General features: G+C 74.1%; 19 protein-coding genes and 1 pseudogene. 8 read left to right on the top strand and 12 right to left on the bottom strand.

Going from position 1 to position 18,327, the window contains the following annotated elements:
- Positions 1 to 521: 521 nt before the first annotated feature.
- Positions 522 to 1,370 carry a DUF2726 domain-containing protein gene (locus tag ABGB16_RS21080; protein WP_347669808.1) on the bottom strand — a complete coding sequence of 283 codons (849 nt, stop codon included), beginning with the start codon at positions 1,368 to 1,370 and terminating at the stop codon, positions 522 to 524.
- 133 nt (positions 1,371 to 1,503) lie between these two features.
- Between ABGB16_RS21080 and ABGB16_RS21075 the strand changes: the two genes are divergently transcribed.
- From ABGB16_RS21075 to ABGB16_RS21060, 4 genes are all read left to right on the top strand, one after another.
- Positions 1,504 to 2,625, top strand: a complete 1,122-nt coding sequence (locus tag ABGB16_RS21075; protein ID WP_347669807.1) for a DICT sensory domain-containing protein — start codon at positions 1,504 to 1,506, stop codon at positions 2,623 to 2,625.
- Between the two features lie 10 nt (positions 2,626 to 2,635).
- Positions 2,636 to 3,361 carry a helical backbone metal receptor gene (locus ABGB16_RS21070; protein ID WP_347669806.1) on the top strand — a complete coding sequence of 242 codons (726 nt, stop codon included), beginning with the start codon at positions 2,636 to 2,638 and terminating at the stop codon, positions 3,359 to 3,361.
- 156 nt (positions 3,362 to 3,517) lie between these two features.
- Positions 3,518 to 4,129, top strand: coding sequence for a hypothetical protein (locus ABGB16_RS21065; RefSeq protein ID WP_347669805.1), 612 nt, complete (start codon positions 3,518 to 3,520; stop codon positions 4,127 to 4,129).
- A 223-nt stretch (positions 4,130 to 4,352) separates the two neighbouring features.
- A complete protein-coding gene (locus ABGB16_RS21060) occupies positions 4,353 to 4,721 on the top strand; it encodes an FKBP-type peptidyl-prolyl cis-trans isomerase (protein ID WP_347669804.1) in 369 nt (122 codons plus the stop codon).
- 294 nt (positions 4,722 to 5,015) lie between these two features.
- On the opposite strand, the pseudogene ABGB16_RS21055 reads toward ABGB16_RS21060, so the two are convergent.
- The 6 genes and pseudogenes from ABGB16_RS21055 to pdhA all read right to left on the bottom strand — a co-directional run.
- Positions 5,016 to 5,327: pseudogene (locus ABGB16_RS21055) on the bottom strand (STAS domain-containing protein); the annotation flags it as partial.
- Between the two features lie 157 nt (positions 5,328 to 5,484).
- On the bottom strand, positions 5,485 to 6,729 hold the full coding sequence (locus ABGB16_RS21050) for an Ig-like domain-containing protein (protein WP_347669803.1): 1,245 nt from the start codon (positions 6,727 to 6,729) through the stop codon (positions 5,485 to 5,487).
- Positions 6,730 to 6,911: 182 nt separating this feature from the next.
- The gene (locus ABGB16_RS21045) at positions 6,912 to 8,591 is read right to left on the bottom strand and encodes a right-handed parallel beta-helix repeat-containing protein (RefSeq protein WP_347669802.1); all 1,680 of its coding nucleotides are present in this window, start codon (positions 8,589 to 8,591) and stop codon (positions 6,912 to 6,914) included.
- A 317-nt stretch (positions 8,592 to 8,908) separates the two neighbouring features.
- Positions 8,909 to 10,258, bottom strand: coding sequence for a dihydrolipoamide acetyltransferase family protein (locus tag ABGB16_RS21040; RefSeq protein WP_347669801.1), 1,350 nt, complete (start codon positions 10,256 to 10,258; stop codon positions 8,909 to 8,911).
- Positions 10,243 to 11,247 carry an alpha-ketoacid dehydrogenase subunit beta gene (locus tag ABGB16_RS21035; RefSeq protein WP_347669800.1) on the bottom strand — a complete coding sequence of 335 codons (1,005 nt, stop codon included), beginning with the start codon at positions 11,245 to 11,247 and terminating at the stop codon, positions 10,243 to 10,245. The genes ABGB16_RS21040 and ABGB16_RS21035 overlap by 16 nt, the downstream gene beginning before the upstream one ends.
- Positions 11,247 to 12,479 (bottom strand): pyruvate dehydrogenase (acetyl-transferring) E1 component subunit alpha, encoded by a 1,233-nt coding sequence (gene pdhA, locus ABGB16_RS21030; RefSeq protein ID WP_347669836.1) that lies wholly within the window; start codon positions 12,477 to 12,479, stop codon positions 11,247 to 11,249. Before pdhA ends, ABGB16_RS21035 begins: the two co-directional genes overlap by 1 nt.
- Before the next feature lie 72 nt (positions 12,480 to 12,551).
- Between pdhA and ABGB16_RS21025 the strand changes: the two genes are divergently transcribed.
- On the top strand, positions 12,552 to 13,058 hold the full coding sequence (locus ABGB16_RS21025) for an Lrp/AsnC family transcriptional regulator (protein ID WP_347669799.1): 507 nt from the start codon (positions 12,552 to 12,554) through the stop codon (positions 13,056 to 13,058).
- 22 nt (positions 13,059 to 13,080) lie between these two features.
- Here the strand turns inward: ABGB16_RS21025 and ABGB16_RS21020 are convergent, their stop codons facing one another.
- The 3 genes from ABGB16_RS21020 to ABGB16_RS21010 form a co-directional block, all read right to left on the bottom strand.
- A complete protein-coding gene (locus ABGB16_RS21020) occupies positions 13,081 to 14,058 on the bottom strand; it encodes a DNA primase small subunit domain-containing protein (protein ID WP_347669798.1) in 978 nt (325 codons plus the stop codon).
- A 47-nt stretch (positions 14,059 to 14,105) separates the two neighbouring features.
- Positions 14,106 to 14,432 (bottom strand): hypothetical protein, encoded by a 327-nt coding sequence (locus ABGB16_RS21015; RefSeq protein WP_347669797.1) that lies wholly within the window; start codon positions 14,430 to 14,432, stop codon positions 14,106 to 14,108.
- Positions 14,433 to 14,640: 208 nt separating this feature from the next.
- Entirely contained in the window at positions 14,641 to 14,871 is a 231-nt protein-coding gene (locus ABGB16_RS21010) for a hypothetical protein (protein ID WP_347669835.1), read from the bottom strand.
- A gap of 127 nt (positions 14,872 to 14,998) precedes the next feature.
- On the opposite strand from ABGB16_RS21010, the gene ABGB16_RS21005 reads away from it, so the two are divergent.
- From ABGB16_RS21005 to ABGB16_RS20995, 3 genes are all read left to right on the top strand, one after another.
- The gene (locus tag ABGB16_RS21005) at positions 14,999 to 15,730 is read left to right on the top strand and encodes a histidine phosphatase family protein (protein ID WP_347669796.1); all 732 of its coding nucleotides are present in this window, start codon (positions 14,999 to 15,001) and stop codon (positions 15,728 to 15,730) included.
- Positions 15,714 to 15,881, top strand: a complete 168-nt coding sequence (locus tag ABGB16_RS21000; RefSeq protein ID WP_347669795.1) for a hypothetical protein — start codon at positions 15,714 to 15,716, stop codon at positions 15,879 to 15,881. The genes ABGB16_RS21005 and ABGB16_RS21000 overlap by 17 nt, the downstream gene beginning before the upstream one ends.
- A 146-nt stretch (positions 15,882 to 16,027) precedes the next feature.
- Positions 16,028 to 17,515, top strand: coding sequence for a S8 family serine peptidase (locus ABGB16_RS20995; RefSeq protein WP_347669794.1), 1,488 nt, complete (start codon positions 16,028 to 16,030; stop codon positions 17,513 to 17,515).
- 13 nt (positions 17,516 to 17,528) lie between these two features.
- On the opposite strand, the gene ABGB16_RS20990 is transcribed toward ABGB16_RS20995, so the two are convergent.
- Together ABGB16_RS20990 and ABGB16_RS20985 are read right to left on the bottom strand one after the other, a co-directional pair.
- Positions 17,529 to 18,146, bottom strand: coding sequence for a transposase (locus tag ABGB16_RS20990; RefSeq protein ID WP_347669793.1), 618 nt, complete (start codon positions 18,144 to 18,146; stop codon positions 17,529 to 17,531).
- Positions 18,074 to 18,327: transposase (locus tag ABGB16_RS20985; RefSeq protein ID WP_347669792.1), on the bottom strand; the 254-nt coding region annotated here is incomplete at its 5' end. The genes ABGB16_RS20985 and ABGB16_RS20990, both read right to left, overlap by 73 nt.

The following is an 18,327-nucleotide window of genomic DNA, read 5'->3' as shown; positions in this document are numbered from 1 at the left end:
GGGCCGTCCCGGGGTTCGATCCCCGGGCGGCCCCGGCTTTCGCGCCTCGCGACGTCGCCGCCGGCTCGACGCACCCGGATCGCACACCACGTCGAAGGCTGACGTCCGTTCGCCGCGCCGGCATTGGGACGCGGAGCGATCCGGCACCGGCCACGCGCGCCGCCGGGCGGCCGGACACGCCCGCGTGGATCCTGCCCATCGAATTGCCGCCCGGCCCGATCCGGTCGTCGACTCATGGCCCGGGCGGACGGCATCCGGACGGGATACATCGACCATGACCAGTGCGGCCGCCGACGTCGCACGTCGACGGTCGACGATGCCATTACCGCACCGTCGGCCGCCCCGGGCGGGCATGGCCGGGAAGGTCCTGTCCGTTCCCCCGAAGCGCGAAGCGGCGCGGGAGAAGGTCCACAACCTGGACCGGGGAAGCGGCGGGATGGCAGACGGCGCGAACCGCCGGATGGGGCGGCCGAAATCAGTCGGCGCAGAGATGGGCGAAGCCGAAGCCGTCCCGCATCTCCTCACCCCTTTCCCGCAGCCGCCGGATGTCCCGGTCGAGCTGCTCCCGGGTCAGGAGGTCGGACGCGGCGGCGTCCGGGGCGCGCAGCCGCTCGCCGACGGCCGCGGCGGCCAGGTCCTCGGCGAGCCGGCCCGGGTCCACGCCGCAGGAGAAGCGGTGCTCCCACACCTCGACCCGCTCCACCAGGCAGCGGCCGGGGGACACCTCCAACCCAGCTCCGCCCCTCTGCCGGCCCGTCCTTCCAGCGGACGTGCAGGCCCCGGACGATCGGGTCGGCCAGCCGCCGGGCCACGTACGCCTCCACCGCGGCGGCCCGGGCGAGCGCGCCGAGGTCGTTGACGTGCCCGCTGCGGCCGTCGGGCAGCCGGCCGACGATCTCCCGGAACGCGACCGGGGCGGCCTCGCCCGGGTCCTCGTGCTCCGGCTCGGGCCCGACGGCATCGGCGTAGCCGCGGGCGTCGATGACGTACTCGACGAGGCGACGGCCATGGTCGGCGGCGCGCAGGGTGGGCGAGACGATCCGCAGCACCGCCAGGCCCACCGCCGCGCAGAGCGCGTTCTTCATCCGCTCACCGCGCCCCGCCGCGGGGTCGGCCGCCGCCGGGGGCCCGATCTCCACGGCGAACAGCGGGTGCCCGGTGTCGCCGGCGCAGATCACGAAGTCGAACGACTCCCGGCCGGCCGAGTTCCACTGGTGACCGGTGACGCCGGGCGGGCGGCCGTGCAGCAGTTCCACCAGCCGCCGCGCGCCGTACACCAGCTGGCCGCCACGGGCGAGCAGCGGCCCGCGGTCGGTCGACGCCACGAGCGGGCGCAGCAGGGAGCCGTGGTCACTACCGGTGCTCGTCATCCGCCTGTTCCATCCGTCGCCGTCGACCGGCCCGAGTCTAGGCCGCCGGAAACCCGCCCCGACGCGGGCGGCCCGCGTCACGGGTACCCGGGCGGCCCGCGCGCCCGGCGACCGGGTTCTCTAGGCTCAGCGGGTGCACAGTGGACGGGCCCCGGAACTGTTGACCAAGCGCAGCCTCGTCGCTGTCTCCCACGCCATCGAGCAGGCCGCGCTGGCCACCGCCGAGGACGGCCCGCTGCTGGTCATGGCGCTGTTCCAGCGAATGCCGTACCTGGAGCGGGAGCTGCCGGTCTGGGCGCGGATCGCCGCGACGGCCGCGGTGACCGTGGTGGGCGTGGCGGGGCAGCGTCCCGAGGCGCTGCCCGCCGGGCTGTGCGGGGTGGCCCTGGGCGATTCCGAGGACCTGGCCCGGGAGTGGAGCGTGATCGCGCTGACCCCCCGGTTCGGCGCGGCCCTGGTCGCGTACGACCGGGCGGAGGTCGAGCCCGCCGCCACGCTGGAGTCGGGCCGGCTCTTCGAGGGGCGGTGGGGGTTCCGCCGGGACGAGGCGCTGCACGAGGCGCTGCGGCTGCGCGAGCGGCTCGCCGAGCGGCTGCCCGCGCCGGTCCGCGCCGCCGTGGACGACGTCCTGCTCCGGGTACGAGACCTGCCCGCCACGCCCGGCGAGACGCGCGGCGAGGCGGCGCTGCGGCTGGTGTTCTCCCGCGCGGAGCGGGCCGTGCGGGCGCGCCGGGCGACGGGCCCGGACGGCGGGGCGGTGACCGCCAAGGGCGGCCCGACGCTGCTGGACGAGCCGGGCATGCGGCGGTGGACGGACGCGGACGGGGTCACCGCCTCGGGCACCCTGCCGGTGGCGTTGGTGGGCGTACGGGTCGACGAGCCGCCCGGCGTGCCGGAGCGGTTGGGGCGGCGCACCACCGGCCGGGAGGCGCAGGCGCTGATCCGCGCGGTCACCGCCCCGCTGCGCCCGGTCGACCGGGCGGTGCGCCTGACGGACCAGGAGTACCTGCTGATCCTGCCGTCGCTGACCGAGGAGCAGGCGGTGGCGGTGGCCGGCCAGGTGCACGAGGCGGTCGCCGGGCTGGCCCAGTCGTACCCGTTCGTCGCCTTCGCGGTGCACGCGGCGGTAACGGTGACCACCCGGCGGCCGCTGCCCGTGGCCGACGTCCGGCACGCCGTCGCGTGGGCCGCCCGGGAGGGCGTGCCCGTGGCCCGGCTGGCCCCGGAGTCGGCCGAGGCGCCGACCGGACCGTAGGGTGGTCGCCGTGCGGGTGGTGTCCCTGGTGCCGTCGCTGACCGAGGCCGTGGCGGTGACCGTGCCGCGGGTGCTGGTCGGCGCGACGGACTGGTGCACCCACCCGGTCGGGCTGGACGTGCCGCGGGTCGGCGGCACCAAGTACCCGGACCTGGACCGGGTACGCACGCTGCGCCCCGACCTGGTCCTGCTCAACGTCGAGGAGAACCGCCGGGAGGACGCGGACGCGCTGCGGGCGGCCGGGGTGCCGGTGCTCGTCACCTATCCCCGTACGGTGCCGCAGGCGCTGCGGGAGCTGGCCGAACTGCTCGCCGCGCTCGGCGTACCCGGGGAGCCGGGCTGGCTGCGGGCGGCCCGGCGAGCCTGGGCGGCGCCGACGCCGGCGGAGGCCCGCCCGGCGGTCGTGCCGGTGTGGCGTCGCCCGTGGGTGGTGCTCGGCACGGACACCTTCGCCGGCGACGTGCTGCGCCGGCTCGGCGTCTCGAACGCCTTCGCAGGGCACGCCGAGCGCTATCCCCGCCCCGCCCTCGCCGAGCTGCGCGCGGCGGAGGCGGAGCTGGTGGTGCTGCCCGACGAGCCGTACCGGTTCACCGCAGACGACGGCCCCGAGGCCTTCCCCGGCACGCCGTGTGCCCTGGTCTCCGGCCGGCATCTCACCTGGTACGGCCCGTCCCTGGCCGAGGCGCCCGCGCTGCTCGCCGCGCAGCTGGCCCGGCCCGTCGTCCACCCCGCCTGACACCTGCGCCGCCCATCGCCCCGAGTCGATCGGACCGGGTGGATCGGGTCGAAGGTCCCGACCCGAAGCGGACCCATCGGCCCTGACCGGGACGCCGGTGACGGGGGTCCAATGAAGATGTCACCGGGAAGCGCGGTGCGAGGCACAGGAAGGGACGTGGAGACCATGACCGCGACGATCGAGCGGACCACCGCCGGGACCACCGCACCGACGGCCAGGACCGAGACCCCCCGGGACACCGCCGGGACGCCGACCCCGGCGGCCGGGCCCGAGACCCGCCGGGGTCGGGCCACCCGGTACGTCCTCGCGGGCGTCCGCATCGCCCTGGGCTGGACCTTCCTCTGGGCCTTCCTCGACAAGGCGTTCGGCCTCGGCCACGAGACCGCGGCGAAGAACGCCTGGATCAACGGGGGCAGCCCGACCAAGGGATTCCTCGCCTTCGGCACCGCCGGCCCGTTCGAGGGCCTCTACCACGGCATCGCCGGCGCGGCCTGGGCGGACTGGCTGTTCATGACCGGCCTGGCCGGGATCGGGGCGGCCCTGCTGCTCGGCGTCGGCACGCGGATCGCCGCCGTCACCGGTGGCCTGCTGCTGGTGATGATGTGGACCGCCGTCCTGCCCCCGGCGAACAACCCCTTCATGGACGACCACCTCGTCTACACCGCGGTGCTGGCGGTGCTCGCCCTCACCGACGCCGGAGAGACCCTCGGCCTCGGCCGGACCTGGAAGCGGCTGCCGATCGTCCGGCGGTTCCCCTGGCTGCGATGACCCGATCCGCACCCCCACGGCGGGGCGCCACCGCACCCGGTGGCGCCCCGCCGTCACGTGCTGGGGGTGGACGGTATCTGCTCGCTGTCGCTGCGCGCGCCGGCCGACGCTGGCGGGCGACGGCGGGCGACGGCGGCGGGCGGGACCGCCGGGGATCGATGGATCACGATCCGGCAGGATCGACGGTGACCACACCGGAGACACCGATCAGGAGGCGTACGGCATGGACAAGCCCGAGGTTGGCCCGATCGAGGGCGCGCCGCCCGCCGATCTCGTCATCGAGGACATCACCGTCGGCGAGGGCCCGGAGGCCAGCCCCGGCCAGCGCGCCACCGTCCACTACGTCGGGGTCGCCCACTCGACCGGCCGGGAGTTCGACGCCTCCTGGAACCGGGGCGAGGCGTTCGAGTTCCCGCTCGGTGGGGGCCGCGTCATCGCCGGCTGGGACCAGGGCGTCGTGGGCATGCGGGTCGGCGGCCGGCGCAAGCTGACCATTCCGCCGCACCTCGGGTACGGCAGCCGGGGCGCGGGCGGCGTCATCAAGCCGGGCGAGACGCTCGTCTTCGTCGTCGACCTGCTCGGCGTCCGCTAGCGCGGACGGGGTCGTCGGCACGTTCCGGCGACCCCGTCACCGGCGCTCGACCGGACTCCGGCGGGCGGCTCGACCGCGCGCCGGCCGGGGGGATCAGGCGCAGGCCAGCACCGGCGCGGCGGACGGCTGCGCCGCCGGCACGAGCGACCCCATCGGGCAGGCGAGCGACGCCGCGACGGGCAACGCGCCCGGCGCGACGAGCGACCCGCCCGGCGCGACGAGCGACCCGCCCGGCGCGACGAGCGACCCGCCCGGCGCGACGAGCGACAGCGACCCGACCGGGACGCCCTCTTGGATCGGGATGACGCGGTGCAGGCCCGTCACGCGCAGCACACGGGCGACCGTGGGCGCCGGGTCGACCAGCACCAGCACGCCGCCGCGGGCGCGGATGCGGCGGTGGGCGGCGACCAGTGCCCGGACTCCGGCGGCGGAGAGCAGCCGGACACCGGAGAGGTCGAGCCGCAGCAGCGGCCGGGACGGCGCGGCCCAGAGCGCCGAGCGGAGCGCGCCGACGGTGGCGATGTCGATCTCGCCGCTCGCCCGCATCTGCACCGCGTGGTCGTCCACGACGACCTGCACGTGGAACCGGTCGTTGCCCTCCTGCATGACCAAGAATTTAGCCGCCCCCACCGACATTTCCGCCCTCCTCGGGGGTGACTCCGGGTACATCCAGGGTCTGACCCTGAGCCACCCGGAGGGCCGGCGGCGGCCGGCCCGCCACCGTGTGGGTGACGGGCCGGCCCGGCGGTCGTTCCTCCCCTGATCAGCCGCCGCTGGCCGAGGGCGCCGGCGCGGGCGCGCTGCCCCCGGCGACCGCGCCCGGGTGCGGCACCGCGGCCGGGGCCGGGCGCAGGCCCGCCGGGACCGGCAGGGCGCTGCCCTTGGCGAACTCGTCCCAGCTGACGTTCCACGCCGTCCAGCCGTTGCCCGCCTGCAACTGCACCTCGGTGCCCTTGACGGTGACGAGGTCGCCGACCTGGGTGATCCCCATGAGCCAGTCGGCCGCGGTGGCGGAGACGTTGGCGCAGCCATGGGAGACGTTGGTGTAGCCCTGGTCCCCCTCCGACCACGGCGCCGAGTGGATGAACTCGCCGCCCCAGGTCAGCCGCTGGGCGTCGTCGACGTCCACGACGTAGCCGCCGTCCGGCTCGCCGCGGGTGTCGAACGTGGTCCGGTCGTGCTTTTCCATGATCACCATTTTGCCGCTGGAGCTGGGCGTGCTCGGTTTGCCCAGGCTGACCGGGATGCGCCGCAGCAGCTTGCCGTCCTGGAACACCGACATCTGCTTGGTGGCGTTGTCGATGTCGAGGGCGACCTGACGGCCGATCTTCGAGGTGGCCTTCCGGTCGGCGTCGCCGATGAGGCTCTTGCCGATGGGCAACCCCTCCAACGCGGCCCTGACGCTGATCTTCGTACCGGGCCGCCAGAAGTCCGGGGCGCGGTAGTACACCTGCGTGCCGTCCTCGAGCCACGACCAGGTGCCCGGCTGCGGCGGGTCGGTCTTGACGAACAGCCGCTTCTGCACGTCCGCCCGGGCCTCCTTCGGCACGCCCGGCTCGAACGCCACCGTCACCGGCATCGCCGTGCCGTACGTCTGGTTGCCGGTGAAGTAGAGGGTGCTGGTGATCGGTGGCGTGTTCGGCTTCCGCATCGTGGTGAACGTCGTCGTGCTCGTGGTGGTCTTCCCCCGGTCGCCGGTCGCCGTCACCTCCGCGGTGTACGTCCGGCCGTTGGCCAGCGGCTCGCTCGGCACCCAGGTCGACCCGTCCTCACGGGGCTCCCCCCGGACCTCGGCCCCCTTGTCGTCCCTGAGCCGGACGGCGGTGACCCGGCCGTGGGCCACGGTCGTGCCGATCTCGGCGCTGATCGGGACCTCCCGGGCCCGGTCGGCGGGCGACAGCGTGACCGTCGGCGGCGACGCCTCCCGCGCCGACTCCGCCTTCCGGTCGGCGGTGCATCCGCCGACGGCCAGTGGTGTGGCCGCGACGGCCACCGCGAACAGGGTCATTCGCCGCCTCAGATCCATATTCCGCACCCCATTTCCACTCCCCCTTCGGCCACATTCTGTACGGCCCGGCTCACCTTCCGACGCGGTTTACGGAAAGCGGGCGGAGCAATTACCGGCGGTTTCGCCGCAAGCGCGACGAACATCGTCCGGGGCGCCGTACGTCCCGGACTCCGGCCGTCCGCTCAGTCGCAGTCCTGGCCGCCGTGGTTGCGTTCCCACCGACCGCCCGTCGGCGGGGTGTCCAGCCGGATGGCGGGTCCGGCGTTGCCGGCCAGGTCGTTGTCCTCCACCCGGCAGTCGACGCAACTGCCCCGCTCGGTGATCCACAGCCCGTGGGTCTGCGTCCGGTCGTCGTGGTTGTCCCAGATCCGGTTGCCCCGGATCGTGGCCGAGTCGACGGCGGCGTTGACGGTGACGCCGGCCCGACAGTCCGGCGCCGCCGGCAGCTCGTACGGGGCGCCGGGCGGCGGGGTGTCCCCGCTCCAGGCGGCGAAGGCGCCCGGGCGCACCGGGGCGAGGGTCAGCTCGGTGGCGTTGTTCGCGGCCACCACCGCGACGCGCTTGCCCACCCGCAGCACCTTGCCCCGGTGGCCGTCGTCCGGCCAGTTCGCCGACCGGTCGACCAGCGACTTGTCGTTGTAGCGGACCGACTCGCCGCCCCCGACGCACGCGCCGGCGCACTGCCGGCCGTTGTTGCGGACGCGGTTGTTGAGCAGCACCGCGTCGGCCATCGGCCGGTCGATCCGGATGCCGTCCAGGCCGTTGCCCCAGACGTCGTTGCTCTCGATGACCACGTCCCGCGCCGGGCCCTGGTAGCCGTGCCCCAGGTTGTGCTGGTGGTAGCCGTGGGCGCCGTTGCCGCTGATCCGGTTGCCCCGGACGGTGTACGGACCGGGGGTGTTGCCCATGCTGATCCCGTCGCGGACGTTGCCGTCGATGACGCAGTCGGTCAGCAGGCCGCCCCGCCCCGCGACCCCCGAAGTCCCCTTGGCGGAGACGTCGAAGCCGGCCTCCAGGTTGCCGGTGAGGGTGCAGGCCGAGACGATCAGCCCGTCGGCACCCCAGTCGGAGATGCCGAACCGGTTGCCCTGGCTGTGGCAGCCGACGATCCGGTAGCCGCGCGGCGGCGGCCAGCCGCGCTTCTGCAGTTCCAGGAAGATGCCGTTGGTGCCGTTGCCGACGGTGGTGCAGTTGGCGATCGTGAGGCGCTCCACCGTCCCCCAGCCGCCGATGCCGACGCCGATGCCCGCGCCGCCCATCTCCTCCCCGTTGTCCAGCCGGCCGCAGCCGACCGCGATCACCGACTCGATCAGGCAGTCCTGGAGGAAGTCGCAGCCCAGCCCGGTCGCGGCGGTGTGGTGGATGTAGAGGTTGCGGAACGACCCGCGCACCACGTACTGGAGGCCCAGGCCCTTGGCGAGGTAGCTGTACTCGGCCATGGCCACTCCGGAACCGTCGATCTCGAAGTCGGCGAACGTGCAGTCCGCGAGGTGCCGGTCCCGGCCGGCGCCGTGCTGGACCGCGGTCCAGAACGCCAGCGGGGTCGGGTCGGCGCGGTTGCCCTCGTTGCTGAGCAGGAACCGGGTGGCGCCGGGACCGGCCCCGATCAGCGAGACCCCGCTGCGCCAGACCGTGCCCGCGTCCCGGATGGCGTAGATGCCCGGCGGGCAGTAGATCACCCGCGCCCGCCCGTCGGCGGCGTAGCCGTCGCCGAGGCGGTCCACCAGGGCGGCCAGCGCCGGCTGGTCGTTGGTCACCCCGTCGCCGCGCAGCCCGTACTGGGTCGCGTCGCAGTGCAGCGGCGCCCCGGCGACGGCCGGGCGGCGGTACCGGACGGCGTCGGGCAGCCCCACGAACGGCACTCGGCTCTCCCCTCGGCGGTCGGGCCGCCGGGTCCGCCCGGGCGGCTGTCGACGGCCCCTTTCGTCGACGGCGCCGTCTTCCCGCCCGGCGGGGGCGGAAAACGCGTACCGGGCCGGCCGGAATCGCGGAATATCGCGCTCTCGGCACCGTTTCGCGGCGGCCGGCGCAATTGCGTCCGGAAATGCCACGCTGTCCGCGATCGGGGAGCTGCGAACAAATGGCGACCGGAATGGGCCGCCGGGGTGGCGCGCGTAGTTTTCGCGGGGGTGGGGTGCCGGTGTCCGGTCCCGTGGTGCGCCGGGACCGGACACCGGGGTCACACGTTCGCCACCAGCAGGGCGGGCTGCTCGACGCAGTCGGCGACGTGGCGCAGGAAGCCGCCGGCCACCCCGCCGTCGCACACCCGGTGGTCGAAGGTGAGGCTGAGCTGCGTCACCTTGCGCACGGCGAGCTGGCCGTCGACGACCCACGGCTTGTCCACGATCCGCCCCACCCCGAGCAGCGCCGCCTCGGGGTGGTTGATGATCGGGGTGGAGCCGTCGACGCCGAACACCCCGTAGTTGTTGAGGGTGAAGGTGCCGCCGGTGAGGCGGGCCGGCGGCAGGGTGCCGGCCCGGGCCGCGGCGGTCGTCTCCGCCAGGGCCACGGCCAGCTCCCGGGTGGTGAGCCGCTGGGCGTCGCGCAGCACCGGGACGACCAGGCCCCGGTCGGTCTGCGCGGCGATGCCCAGGTGCACCCCGCGCGACTGGACGATCCGCTGCCCCTCGGTGTCGACGCGGGCGTTGAGCTGCGGGAAGCGGCGCAACCCGCTGAGGCAGATCCGGGCCAGCAGGGCCAGGATGCTCACCGGCTCGTCCGGGGTCGCGGCGTTGATCGCGCGGCGGGTCTCCACCAGCGCCGTGGCGTCCACGTCGACCCAGACGGTCACCTCGGGGATCTCCCGGCGGCTGCGGGAGAGCTTGTCCGCGATCGCCCTGCGGATGCCGGTGAGCGGGATGACCAGGTCGTCGGCGGTCGGCGCGGCCCGATCCGGCCCGGGCCGGGCGGCCGGCGCCGCGGCGCGGGCGGCCTCGACGTCGGCGCGGCGCACCACCCCACCGGGCCCGGTGCCGCGCAGGGTGGCCGGGTCGATGCCGTGCTCGCGGGCCAGCCGCCGGACGATCGGCGAGATGACCAGCGCGGGCCCGGTCGGGGCGGGCGCCGGGGCGGCGACGGGTTCCGCCGGCCACGGCTCGGGGGCCCGGGACGCGGGTTCCGGGACGACCGCGAGACGCGGGCGGCGCCGCCGGCGGCCCGTCCCGCCGTGCCCGGTGCCGTACCCGATGAGGACGTTGCCGGAGCCGGCGCGCTCCTCCTCCCGGTACGCGGCGTGCCCCGCGGGCTCGTCGCCGGCGGCGGAGTCCAGCGGCGCGATGGTGATCAGCGGCTGGCCGACGGGGCGGGTCTCGCCGGCCGCCCCGTGCAGGGCCACCACCCGCCCGGCGTACGGGCAGGGCACGTCCACGACGGCCTTGGCGGTCTCCACCTCGACGACGGTCTGGTCCACCGTGACCACGTCGCCGACGGCGACCCGCCACTCGACGATCTCGGCCTCGCTGAGCCCTTCCCCGAGGTCGGGCAGCAGGAAGACCTGGGTGCCGGTAGTGGTGGTCATGCCGCCACCCACCGCGGGTCGGGCTGGTCGTCCCACTGGAGCCGGGCCACCGCGTCGAGCACCCGGTCCACGCCGGGCAGGTGGGTGTGCTCCAGCATCGGCGCCGGGTACGGGATGTCCAGGCCGGCGACCCGCAGCACCGGGGCGTGCAGGGCGTGGAAGCAGCGCTCCTGCACCCGGGCGGCGATCTCCGCGCCGACGCCGGCGAAGCCCTGCGCCTCCTGGACCACCACGCACCGGCCCGTCCTGCGCACCGAGGCGGTGATCGTGGCGTCGTCGAACGGCACGATCGTGCGCACGTCCACGACCTCCAGGTCCCAGCCCTCCTCGCGGGCGGCCTCGGCGGCCTCCAGGGCCACCGGCACGGCCGGCCCGTACGCGACGAGGGTGGCGTCGCGGCCCTGCCGGCGTACGACCGCCCGGCCGAACGGCTCGGTACGGGCGGGCAGCTCGGCCTCCGCGCTGGAGAAGTAGAGCTTCTTCGGCTCCATGAACACGACCGGGTCGGGGTCGGCGATGGCCTCGCGCAGCAGCGAGTACGCGTCGGCGACGGTCGCCGGGGTGACCACCTTCAGGCCGGGGGTGTGCGCGTAGTACGCCTCGGACGAGTCGCAGTGGTGCTCCACGCCGCCGATGCCGCCCGCGTACGGGACGCGGATGACCATCGGCACGCTCAGCGCGCCGCGGGTGCGGTTGCGCAGCTTCGCCACGTGCGAGGCGATCTGCTCGAACGCCGGGTACGCGAACGCGTCGAACTGCATCTCCACGACCGGCCGCAGCCCGGACATGGCCAGGCCGACCGCGAAGCCGACGATGCCGGCCTCGGCGAGCGGGGTGTCGAAGCAGCGGCTGTCCCCGAAGCGGGTCTGGAGGCCGTCGGTGATCCGGAAGACGCCGCCGAGCTTGCCGACGTCCTCACCGAAGACGAGCACCCGCTCGTCGTCGGCCAGCGCGTCGGCGAGCGCGGCGTTGAGCGCCTTCGCCATGGTGGTGGCGGCCATCAGGCGTCCCCCTCCCCGTCGGCGGCGGCCAGTTCGGCGCGGACCAGGTCGCGCTGCTCGACGAGCTGGGAGGTCGGCTCGGCGTACACGTGCTCGAAGAGGCTGAGCGGGTCGACCTCGGGCTTGTCGTGCATGCGCCCGCGCAGGTCGGCGGCGTACGCCTCGGCCTCCTCGGCGATCGCCGCGACGGCGGCGTCGTCGAGCGCCCCGCGCGAGCGCAGGTACGTCTCCAGCCGGGCGACCGGGTCGCGGTCGCGCCAGGCGTCCACCTCGGCGCCGTCGCGGTAGCGGGTGGCGTCGTCGGCGTTGGTGTGCGGTTCCATCCGGTACGTGTGCGCCTCGACCAGGAACGGGCCGTGGCCGGCGCGGGCGTGCTCGGCGGCGCGGGCGAGCACGGCGAGCACGGCGACCGGGTCGTTGCCGTCGACCTGCTCGCTGGGCACGCCGTAGCCGATCCCCTTGTACGCCAGGCTCGGCGCGGCGGTCTGCCGGGACAGCGGGACGCTGATGGCGTACCTGTTGTTCTGCACGAAGTAGACCACCGGGGCCTTGAAGACCGCGGCGAAGTTCACGCCCTCGTGGAAGTCGCCCTCGCTGGTGGCGCCGTCGCCGACGAACGCCAGCGCCACGGTGTCGCGCCCCTGGTGGGCCTCGCCGTAGGCGAGCCCGGCGGCGTGCACGCACTGGGTGCCGAGGGGGGTGCACTGGGGGGCGGTGTGCCGGGCGGCCGGGTCGTACCCGCAGTGCCAGTCGCCGCGCAGCAGGGTGAGCACCTCGACGGCGTCGATGCCCCGGGCGACCAGGGCCATGGACTCGCGGTAGGTCGGGAACACCCAGTCGGTGTCCCGTACGGCGAGCACGGCGCCCACCTGGCAGGCCTCCTGCCCACGGGACGACGGGTAGACGGCGAGGCGGCCCTGCTTGGTCAGGGCGGTGGCCTGGGCGTCGAAGCGACGGCCGACCACCATCCTGCGGTACATCTCGCGCAGCGTCTCGACGGGCGGCTCGGGATAGTCGGCGCGGGCCGGTCGCGGGGTGCCGTCGGGCTCCAGCAGCCGGACGGGGTCGATCTGCGGGAGCAGGGCGACGGACGGGTCGGTGGCCGCCTGCTCTCGGGTGGCCGGTGCCTTGGTGGGCTTCTTGGCCGGAGGGCGGGTGCGAGGGGATGCCCTGCGAACCGCCGGGGGTGTGGTCGTCACGGCGAGGACCTCCTGGACGTGTGGTGGCCCTATGCTCCTGCCGTTGGATGATTGACTCAAGATTCACAACCAACGCGGGATGAATGGCATGCGAGAGGGGCGGATGTGAGCCAGGAGACCAGCCCCGGGCCGGGCTCGGCGCACGGGGCGGGACGTTCGGCCGGGCCGCTCGACGAGATCGACCGACGTATCCTGGACGAGCTGGTTCGGGATGGACGAATGTCGGTGCGTACGCTGGCCGACCGGGTGCACGTCTCCCGCACCAACGCGTACGCCAGGGTGGAGCGGCTGCTGCGCGACGGCGTGATCGCCGGGTTCCAGGCGCGGGTGGTGCCCGAGCCGGCCGGGCTGGGCACGTCCGCCTACATCGCGTTGACCATCGAACAGAACACCTGGCGGGAGGTGTCGGCGGAGCTGGCCCGGGTGCACTACGTCGAGCACGTCGCGCTGCTCAGCGGCGAGCACGACGTGCTCGCCCTGGTCCGGGCGCCGGACAACGCCACGCTGCGGGACGTGGTGCTGGAGCGGGTGCAGAGCATCGCCGGGGTGCTGTCCACCCGGACCTGGCTGGTCTTCCGGGAGTTCGACGGCACGCAGAGCCCCTGGCAGTGAGGGAATGGACCCGGCGGGTGGGTCAGCGCTCCGGCGGGGCCGCCAGGCCCTCACGGTCGGCCAGCTCCAGCAGCGGTTCGAGGGAGAAGCGCGGCCCGTCGAGGCCGGCGTGCGGGTCGCCGCGCTCGGCGAACCGGGCCGGCATGCTCGACACGTCGAAGTCCTCCGGCCGGGCGTCGTCCAGCTCGGACCAGTCCAACGGCGCGGACACCAGGGCCGCCGGGGTGGGCCGGATCGAGTACGCCGAGGCCATGGTGTGGTCGCGCGACATCTGGTTGTAGTCGACGAAGACCGGCCGGTCCCGCTGCTCGCGCCACCAGGTGGTGGTGACCAGGTCCGGTAGGCGCCGCTGCATCTCCCGGCCCAGCGCCAGCACCGCCCGGCGGCAGTCGCCGAAGCTCCACCGCGGCTCGATCGACAGGTACACGTGCAGCCCCCGACCGCCGGTGGTCTTCGGGTGGCCGGTCATGCCCAGTTCGGCGAGGAACGCCCGCACCTCGTGGGCCACCGGCACCACCTGCGCGAAGTCGACCCCGGGCAGCGGGTCCAGGTCGATGCGCAACTGGTCGGGGCGGTCCACGTCGGCGGCCGTGACCGGCCACGGGTGGAAGCGCAGGGTGCCCAGGTTCGCCGCCCAGGCCACCACGGCCAGTTCGCTCGGCGCGACCTCGTCGGCCGTGCGCCCGCTCGGGAAGGTGATGTGCGCGGTGCGGACCCAGTCGGGCGCGCCGGCGGGCAGCCGCTTCTGGTAGAACGCGTCGCCCCGGTTGTCCTGCCGGGTGGCGATCCTCGCGCCGGGGAAGACCCCCCGGGGCCAGCGTTCCAGCATGGTGGGTCTGTCGCGCAGCGCGCGCAGGATCCCGTCGCCGACGGCGAGGAAGTACCGCACCACGTCGAGCTTCGTCAGCCCGCGCTCCGGGAAGTACGGCTTGTCCGGGCTGGAGACACGCACCACCCGCTCCCCGACCCGGATCTCCTCGGCGCCCGCCACGCCCCACACCGTACGACGCGCGGCCGGCCAACACGGCCTTTCGGGTCCGGGTGGGGTCAGGACAGCAGCGCCACCCCGACGGCCATGAGCGGCAGCGACACGAACAGGAAGATGCCGACCCCGGTGAGCACCCGGCCGCCGCCGGCGTCCTCGCGTTCGGGGGCGAGGCCGAACGTGGCCCGGGCGCCCAGCATCCCGATCCGGCTCAGCGTCAGGTCGCCGGTGAGCCCGAGCAGGGTGCCCGCGACGACGAGCGACACCCCGAGCCGGAAGACGAAGTCGCCGCCGCTGAGCAGCGTCCAGACACCCATGGCCAGCGCGGCGAGCACGATGGCGACGACGAACAGCACCAGCGCCTCCCGCAGACCCCTGAGCACCGTCATCGCGCACTCCTTCCCGGCCGGCCCACCGCCGGCGCGGGAACATTGTGCCGACTCGATGCGCCCGGTCGCCGCCCCGGGTGCTCGCGGGGCAGCTCCGGTCAACGACCTGACGGCCGGCCGGGACGGGCACGGCGTACGGGTGCCCTGGTCCGCCGCACGCGCGGCGGCCGGGTGAACGCAACCGCCCACCCGGCCGCCGCGTCGTCGGTCAGCCCTTCTCCTTCTGGATCCGGTCCATCAGCATCTGCTTGGCCTGCTCGCCCGCCTTGCGGTTGTTGTCCTGGATCTTCCGGAACCAGGAGGCCAACTCGTTGTCGCCGCGGGAGTCGGCGTCGGAGATGTACGTCTCCATCCGGTAGACCTGCTCCAGCGACATCTGCATCGTGTGGATGAGGTCGTAGTTCTTGTCCTTCAGCGGGCTCATCGATTCCTTGACCATCGTTGCCACCGGTTACCTCCCCTGTCGCGTCTCGGTGTAGCGCGCGCATACCCGGCAGGACCGGTTTCACGCGCCGTCCGGACGGGTCCGCGATTGGCCGCCGGAGCCGTCGGGTACGGGTGGCCGCATGGCGGAACTGGCGGCGCTGTGGATCGTCCGGCACGGCGAGAGCACGGCCAACGTCGCGGCGACCACGGCGGAGGCGGCCGGCGCGGAGCTGATCGCGCTGAACCACCGCGACCCGGACGTGCCGCTCTCCCCCACGGGCGAGGAGCAGGCCGGCGCCACGGGCCGCTGGCTCGCCGGCCTGCCCCGGGAACGCCGCCCGGACGTGGCAGTGACGTCGCCGTACCTGCGGGCGGTGCGCACCGCCGAGCTGGCCCTCGCCGGCACCGGCATCGAGTTGAGCCGGGACGAGCGGCTGCGCGACCGGGAGCTGGGCATCCTGGACGGGCTGACCGAGCACGGGGTGGCCCGGCGGTTCCCCGAGGAGACGCAGCGGCGGGCCCGCCTGGGCAAGTTCTACTACCGGCCGCCGGGCGGGGAGTCGTGGACGGACGTGGCGCTGCGGCTGCGTACCCTGCTCGCCGACCTGCGCCGCGACCACGCCGGCGGCCGGGTGCTGCTGTTCGGCCACGACGCGCTGGTCTTCGTGCTCCGCTACCTGGTGGAGGGGCTGGCCGAGGCGGACCTGATGGCGCTGACGCGGCAACACTCCATCGCCAACTGCTCGGTCACAAGCTGGTCGGCCGACGCCGACGGCCGGCTGCGCCCCGACAGCTTCAACGACGTACGCCACCTGCGCCAGCAGGGCGCCCGGCCGACCAGGGAGGACGAGGTCGATGCCGAACCGGTCTGACGCCGCGGTGATCACCCCGGGGCTGGCGGCCTGCTGGGCGGCGTTCGCGCACGCGGTGAGCGGACAACGCCTGATCCCCCAGTTCGGCCGGATCGGTTTCCTGGCCCGGGAGCTGCTCGACGGGATACCGCACACGCTGGCCACCGTCTGACAGGTCCTGTCTGGCCGAACGGCTGTGTGTAACGCGAGTCACACTCCCTACGCTGGGTTCTCGGAGGCGGGCATCCTGTCCGTCTCCCGCCGGCCCGGCTCCCGTCAGGGGCGTGGGTCGGGGTGGAACAGCCCCTGGGAGTCTGCGTGAAGAACCTCCGTCGCAAGACCCTGGCCGCCGCGTCCGCCGTGACGCTCGGCGTCGGTCTCGCCGTCACCGGCGGACTGGCACCGGCGGCGGCCACCGGCCCGGAAGCCACCTTCCTGGTGCTCGCCCCGCAGGGCGCCGGCACCGGGCAGGCGGTCGCCCGGGTGGCCGCCGCCAACGGCACGGTGGTGGCCAACTACGACAAGATCGGCGTGCTCGTCGTCCGGTCGACCAACCCGAGCTTCACCAGCGACGTGCAGGGCGCCGGCGTCGAGTCGGCGGCCACCACGGCCGGCCTCGGCACCGCCCTCGACGAGGGCGAGACCGTCGAGGTCTCGGCGGCCGACGTCGTCAACGCCACGGGCGACCCGACCAGGGAGCCGATGTACGGCCAGCAGTGGGACATGCCGATGATCGGCGTTCCGCAGGCCCACGCGGTTACCAACGGCAGCTCGAACGTGGTCGTCGGCGTGCTGGACAGCGGCATCTCCAGCAGCCACCCCGACCTGGCCAGCCAGATCGCCAAGGACAAGAGCGCGTCCTGCCTGGGCGGTGTCGCCGACACCACCGAGGCGTCCTGGAACCCGACCAACTCCGACCACGGCACCCACGTGGCCGGCACCATCGCCGCCGCCGTCAACGGCGTCGGCGTGACCGGTGTCGCCCCGGGCGTCAAGGTCGCCGCGGTCAAGGTGGTGAACAACGACGGCTTCATCTTCCCGGAGGCCGCGGTCTGCGGGTTCGTGTGGGCCGCCGAGCACGGCATGCAGCTGACCAACAACAGCTACTACATCGACCCGTGGGAGCTGAACTGCCGCAACGACGTGCGCCAGCGTCCGGTGTGGCAGGCGGTGCAGCGCGCCATCCGTTACTCGCAGAGCAAGGGCGTGCTGAACGTCGCCTCCGCGGGTAACTCCAACTTCGACCTCGCGCACAAGATCACCGACGACGGCAGCCCGAACACCGGGACGCCGGAGCTGCGCGAGGACCTCACCAACGCCTGCCTCGACCTGCCGGCCGAGGCGCCGGGCGTGGTGACGGTGTCGGCGGTCGGCCCGACCGGGCAGAAGAGCTACTACTCCTCGTACGGCCAGGGCGTCGTCGACGTCACGGCCCCGGGTGGCGACACCCGGTTCCGTACGCAGGGTGTCCGGTCGACCATCGCCGACGCCATCCTGTCCACCACCTTCAACACCGTGACCCGGACCGACGGTTGGGGTTACAAGCAGGGCACCTCGATGTCCGGTCCGCACGCGACCGGCGTCGCCGCCCTGGCGCTGTCGGCGCACCCGGACCTGACGCCGGGCCAGCTGGCGTCGTTCCTGGAGCGCACCTCCGTGGCGCAGTCGTGCCCGGCGGGCGTGTACAACCCGGTGCCGCTGATCAGCGCCGCCAACCCGCACCTGTACGACGCGACCTGCTCCGGCGGGGAGCGTAACGGGTTCTACGGCGCGGGCATGGTCAGCGCGTACAACGCGGTGAATTGACATCCTCCCCCGCCTAGAGGCGTGGGATTCCGACCCTCGCGGGTTGGGGTTCCTGGTTCACCGCAGACAGCACGGAAGGAGAACCTTCGTGTCTGACGTCCGCTCCGCAGGCGTTTTGCGTCTCGACCAGCCCGGCCGCGACGGCGATGTTCTTGGCGGCGTTGACGTCCCGGTCGTGCCGGGTGCCGCAACTCGGACACCGCCAGTGGCGTGTGCCGAGGGAGAGTGTGGCGAGCAGGTGCCCGCACGTCGAGCAGGTTTTCGACGACGGGTACCAGCGGTCCACGACGGCGAGGGTGCGGCCGTCGCGGTGGGCCTTGTAGGTGAGCAGGGTACGGAACTCGGCCCAACCGGTGCGGGAGATGGCTTTGGCCAGGGACCGGTTGCGGACCATGTTCGCCACCGCCAGGTCCTCGACGGCGATGGCGGCGAACCGGCGTACCAGGGTCGTGGACTGCTGGTGGAGGAAGTCCCGGCGGGCGTCACGCACTCGCGAATGCGCGCGCGCCACTTTCCGTCTGGCTTTGGCGCGGTTGGCGACCCTGTTGCCGAATTCGTTCAGGCGGCGAGGGTGTAGTCGAGGCGGGCGAGGTGGCTTGTTCTGGTTCGGTCGAGGGGCTGGTCGTTCCACCAGGCATCGAGCCTGGTCAGGTTCAGGGCTATTGCGGAGAATGCGTGTTGGAGACGGGTTTTCGGTAGGCCGCGGTAGCGGGCGTGGCGGATGCCGGTGATCGCGATGGCTTGGTGGATGGTGCCTTCCACGCCGGCGCGCAGGGCGTAGTCGTCCTGCCAGGTCTTGCGGGCTTGGTCGG

Source organism: Micromonospora sp. B11E3, from assembly GCF_039871625.1.
Classification (GTDB): Bacteria; Actinomycetota; Actinomycetes; order Mycobacteriales; family Micromonosporaceae; genus Micromonospora.
The sequence above is the reverse complement of the archived record's forward strand: the minus strand, read 5'-3'. Positions and strand labels throughout refer to the sequence as shown.

Excerpts from the sequence above, each read along its gene's own strand:
- ABGB16_RS21035 (WP_347669800.1), bottom strand. The coding sequence starts at position 11,247 with ATGGCCGCCACCACCATGGCGAAGGCGCTCAACGCCGCGCTCGCCGAC.
- ABGB16_RS21015 (WP_347669797.1), bottom strand. The coding sequence starts at position 14,432 with ATGACGGTGCTCAGGGGTCTGCGGGAGGCGCTGGTGCTGTTCGTCGTC.
- ABGB16_RS21080 (WP_347669808.1), bottom strand. The coding sequence starts at position 1,370 with ATGACGAGCACCGGTAGTGACCACGGCTCCCTGCTGCGCCCGCTCGTG.
- ABGB16_RS21050 (WP_347669803.1), bottom strand. The coding sequence starts at position 6,729 with ATGACCCTGTTCGCGGTGGCCGTCGCGGCCACACCACTGGCCGTCGGC.
- ABGB16_RS21005 (WP_347669796.1), top strand. The coding sequence starts at position 14,999 with ATGGCGGAACTGGCGGCGCTGTGGATCGTCCGGCACGGCGAGAGCACG.
- ABGB16_RS21060 (WP_347669804.1), top strand. The coding sequence starts at position 4,353 with ATGGACAAGCCCGAGGTTGGCCCGATCGAGGGCGCGCCGCCCGCCGAT.
- ABGB16_RS21000 (WP_347669795.1), top strand. The coding sequence starts at position 15,714 with ATGCCGAACCGGTCTGACGCCGCGGTGATCACCCCGGGGCTGGCGGCC.
- ABGB16_RS21010 (WP_347669835.1), bottom strand. The coding sequence starts at position 14,871 with ATGGTCAAGGAATCGATGAGCCCGCTGAAGGACAAGAACTACGACCTC.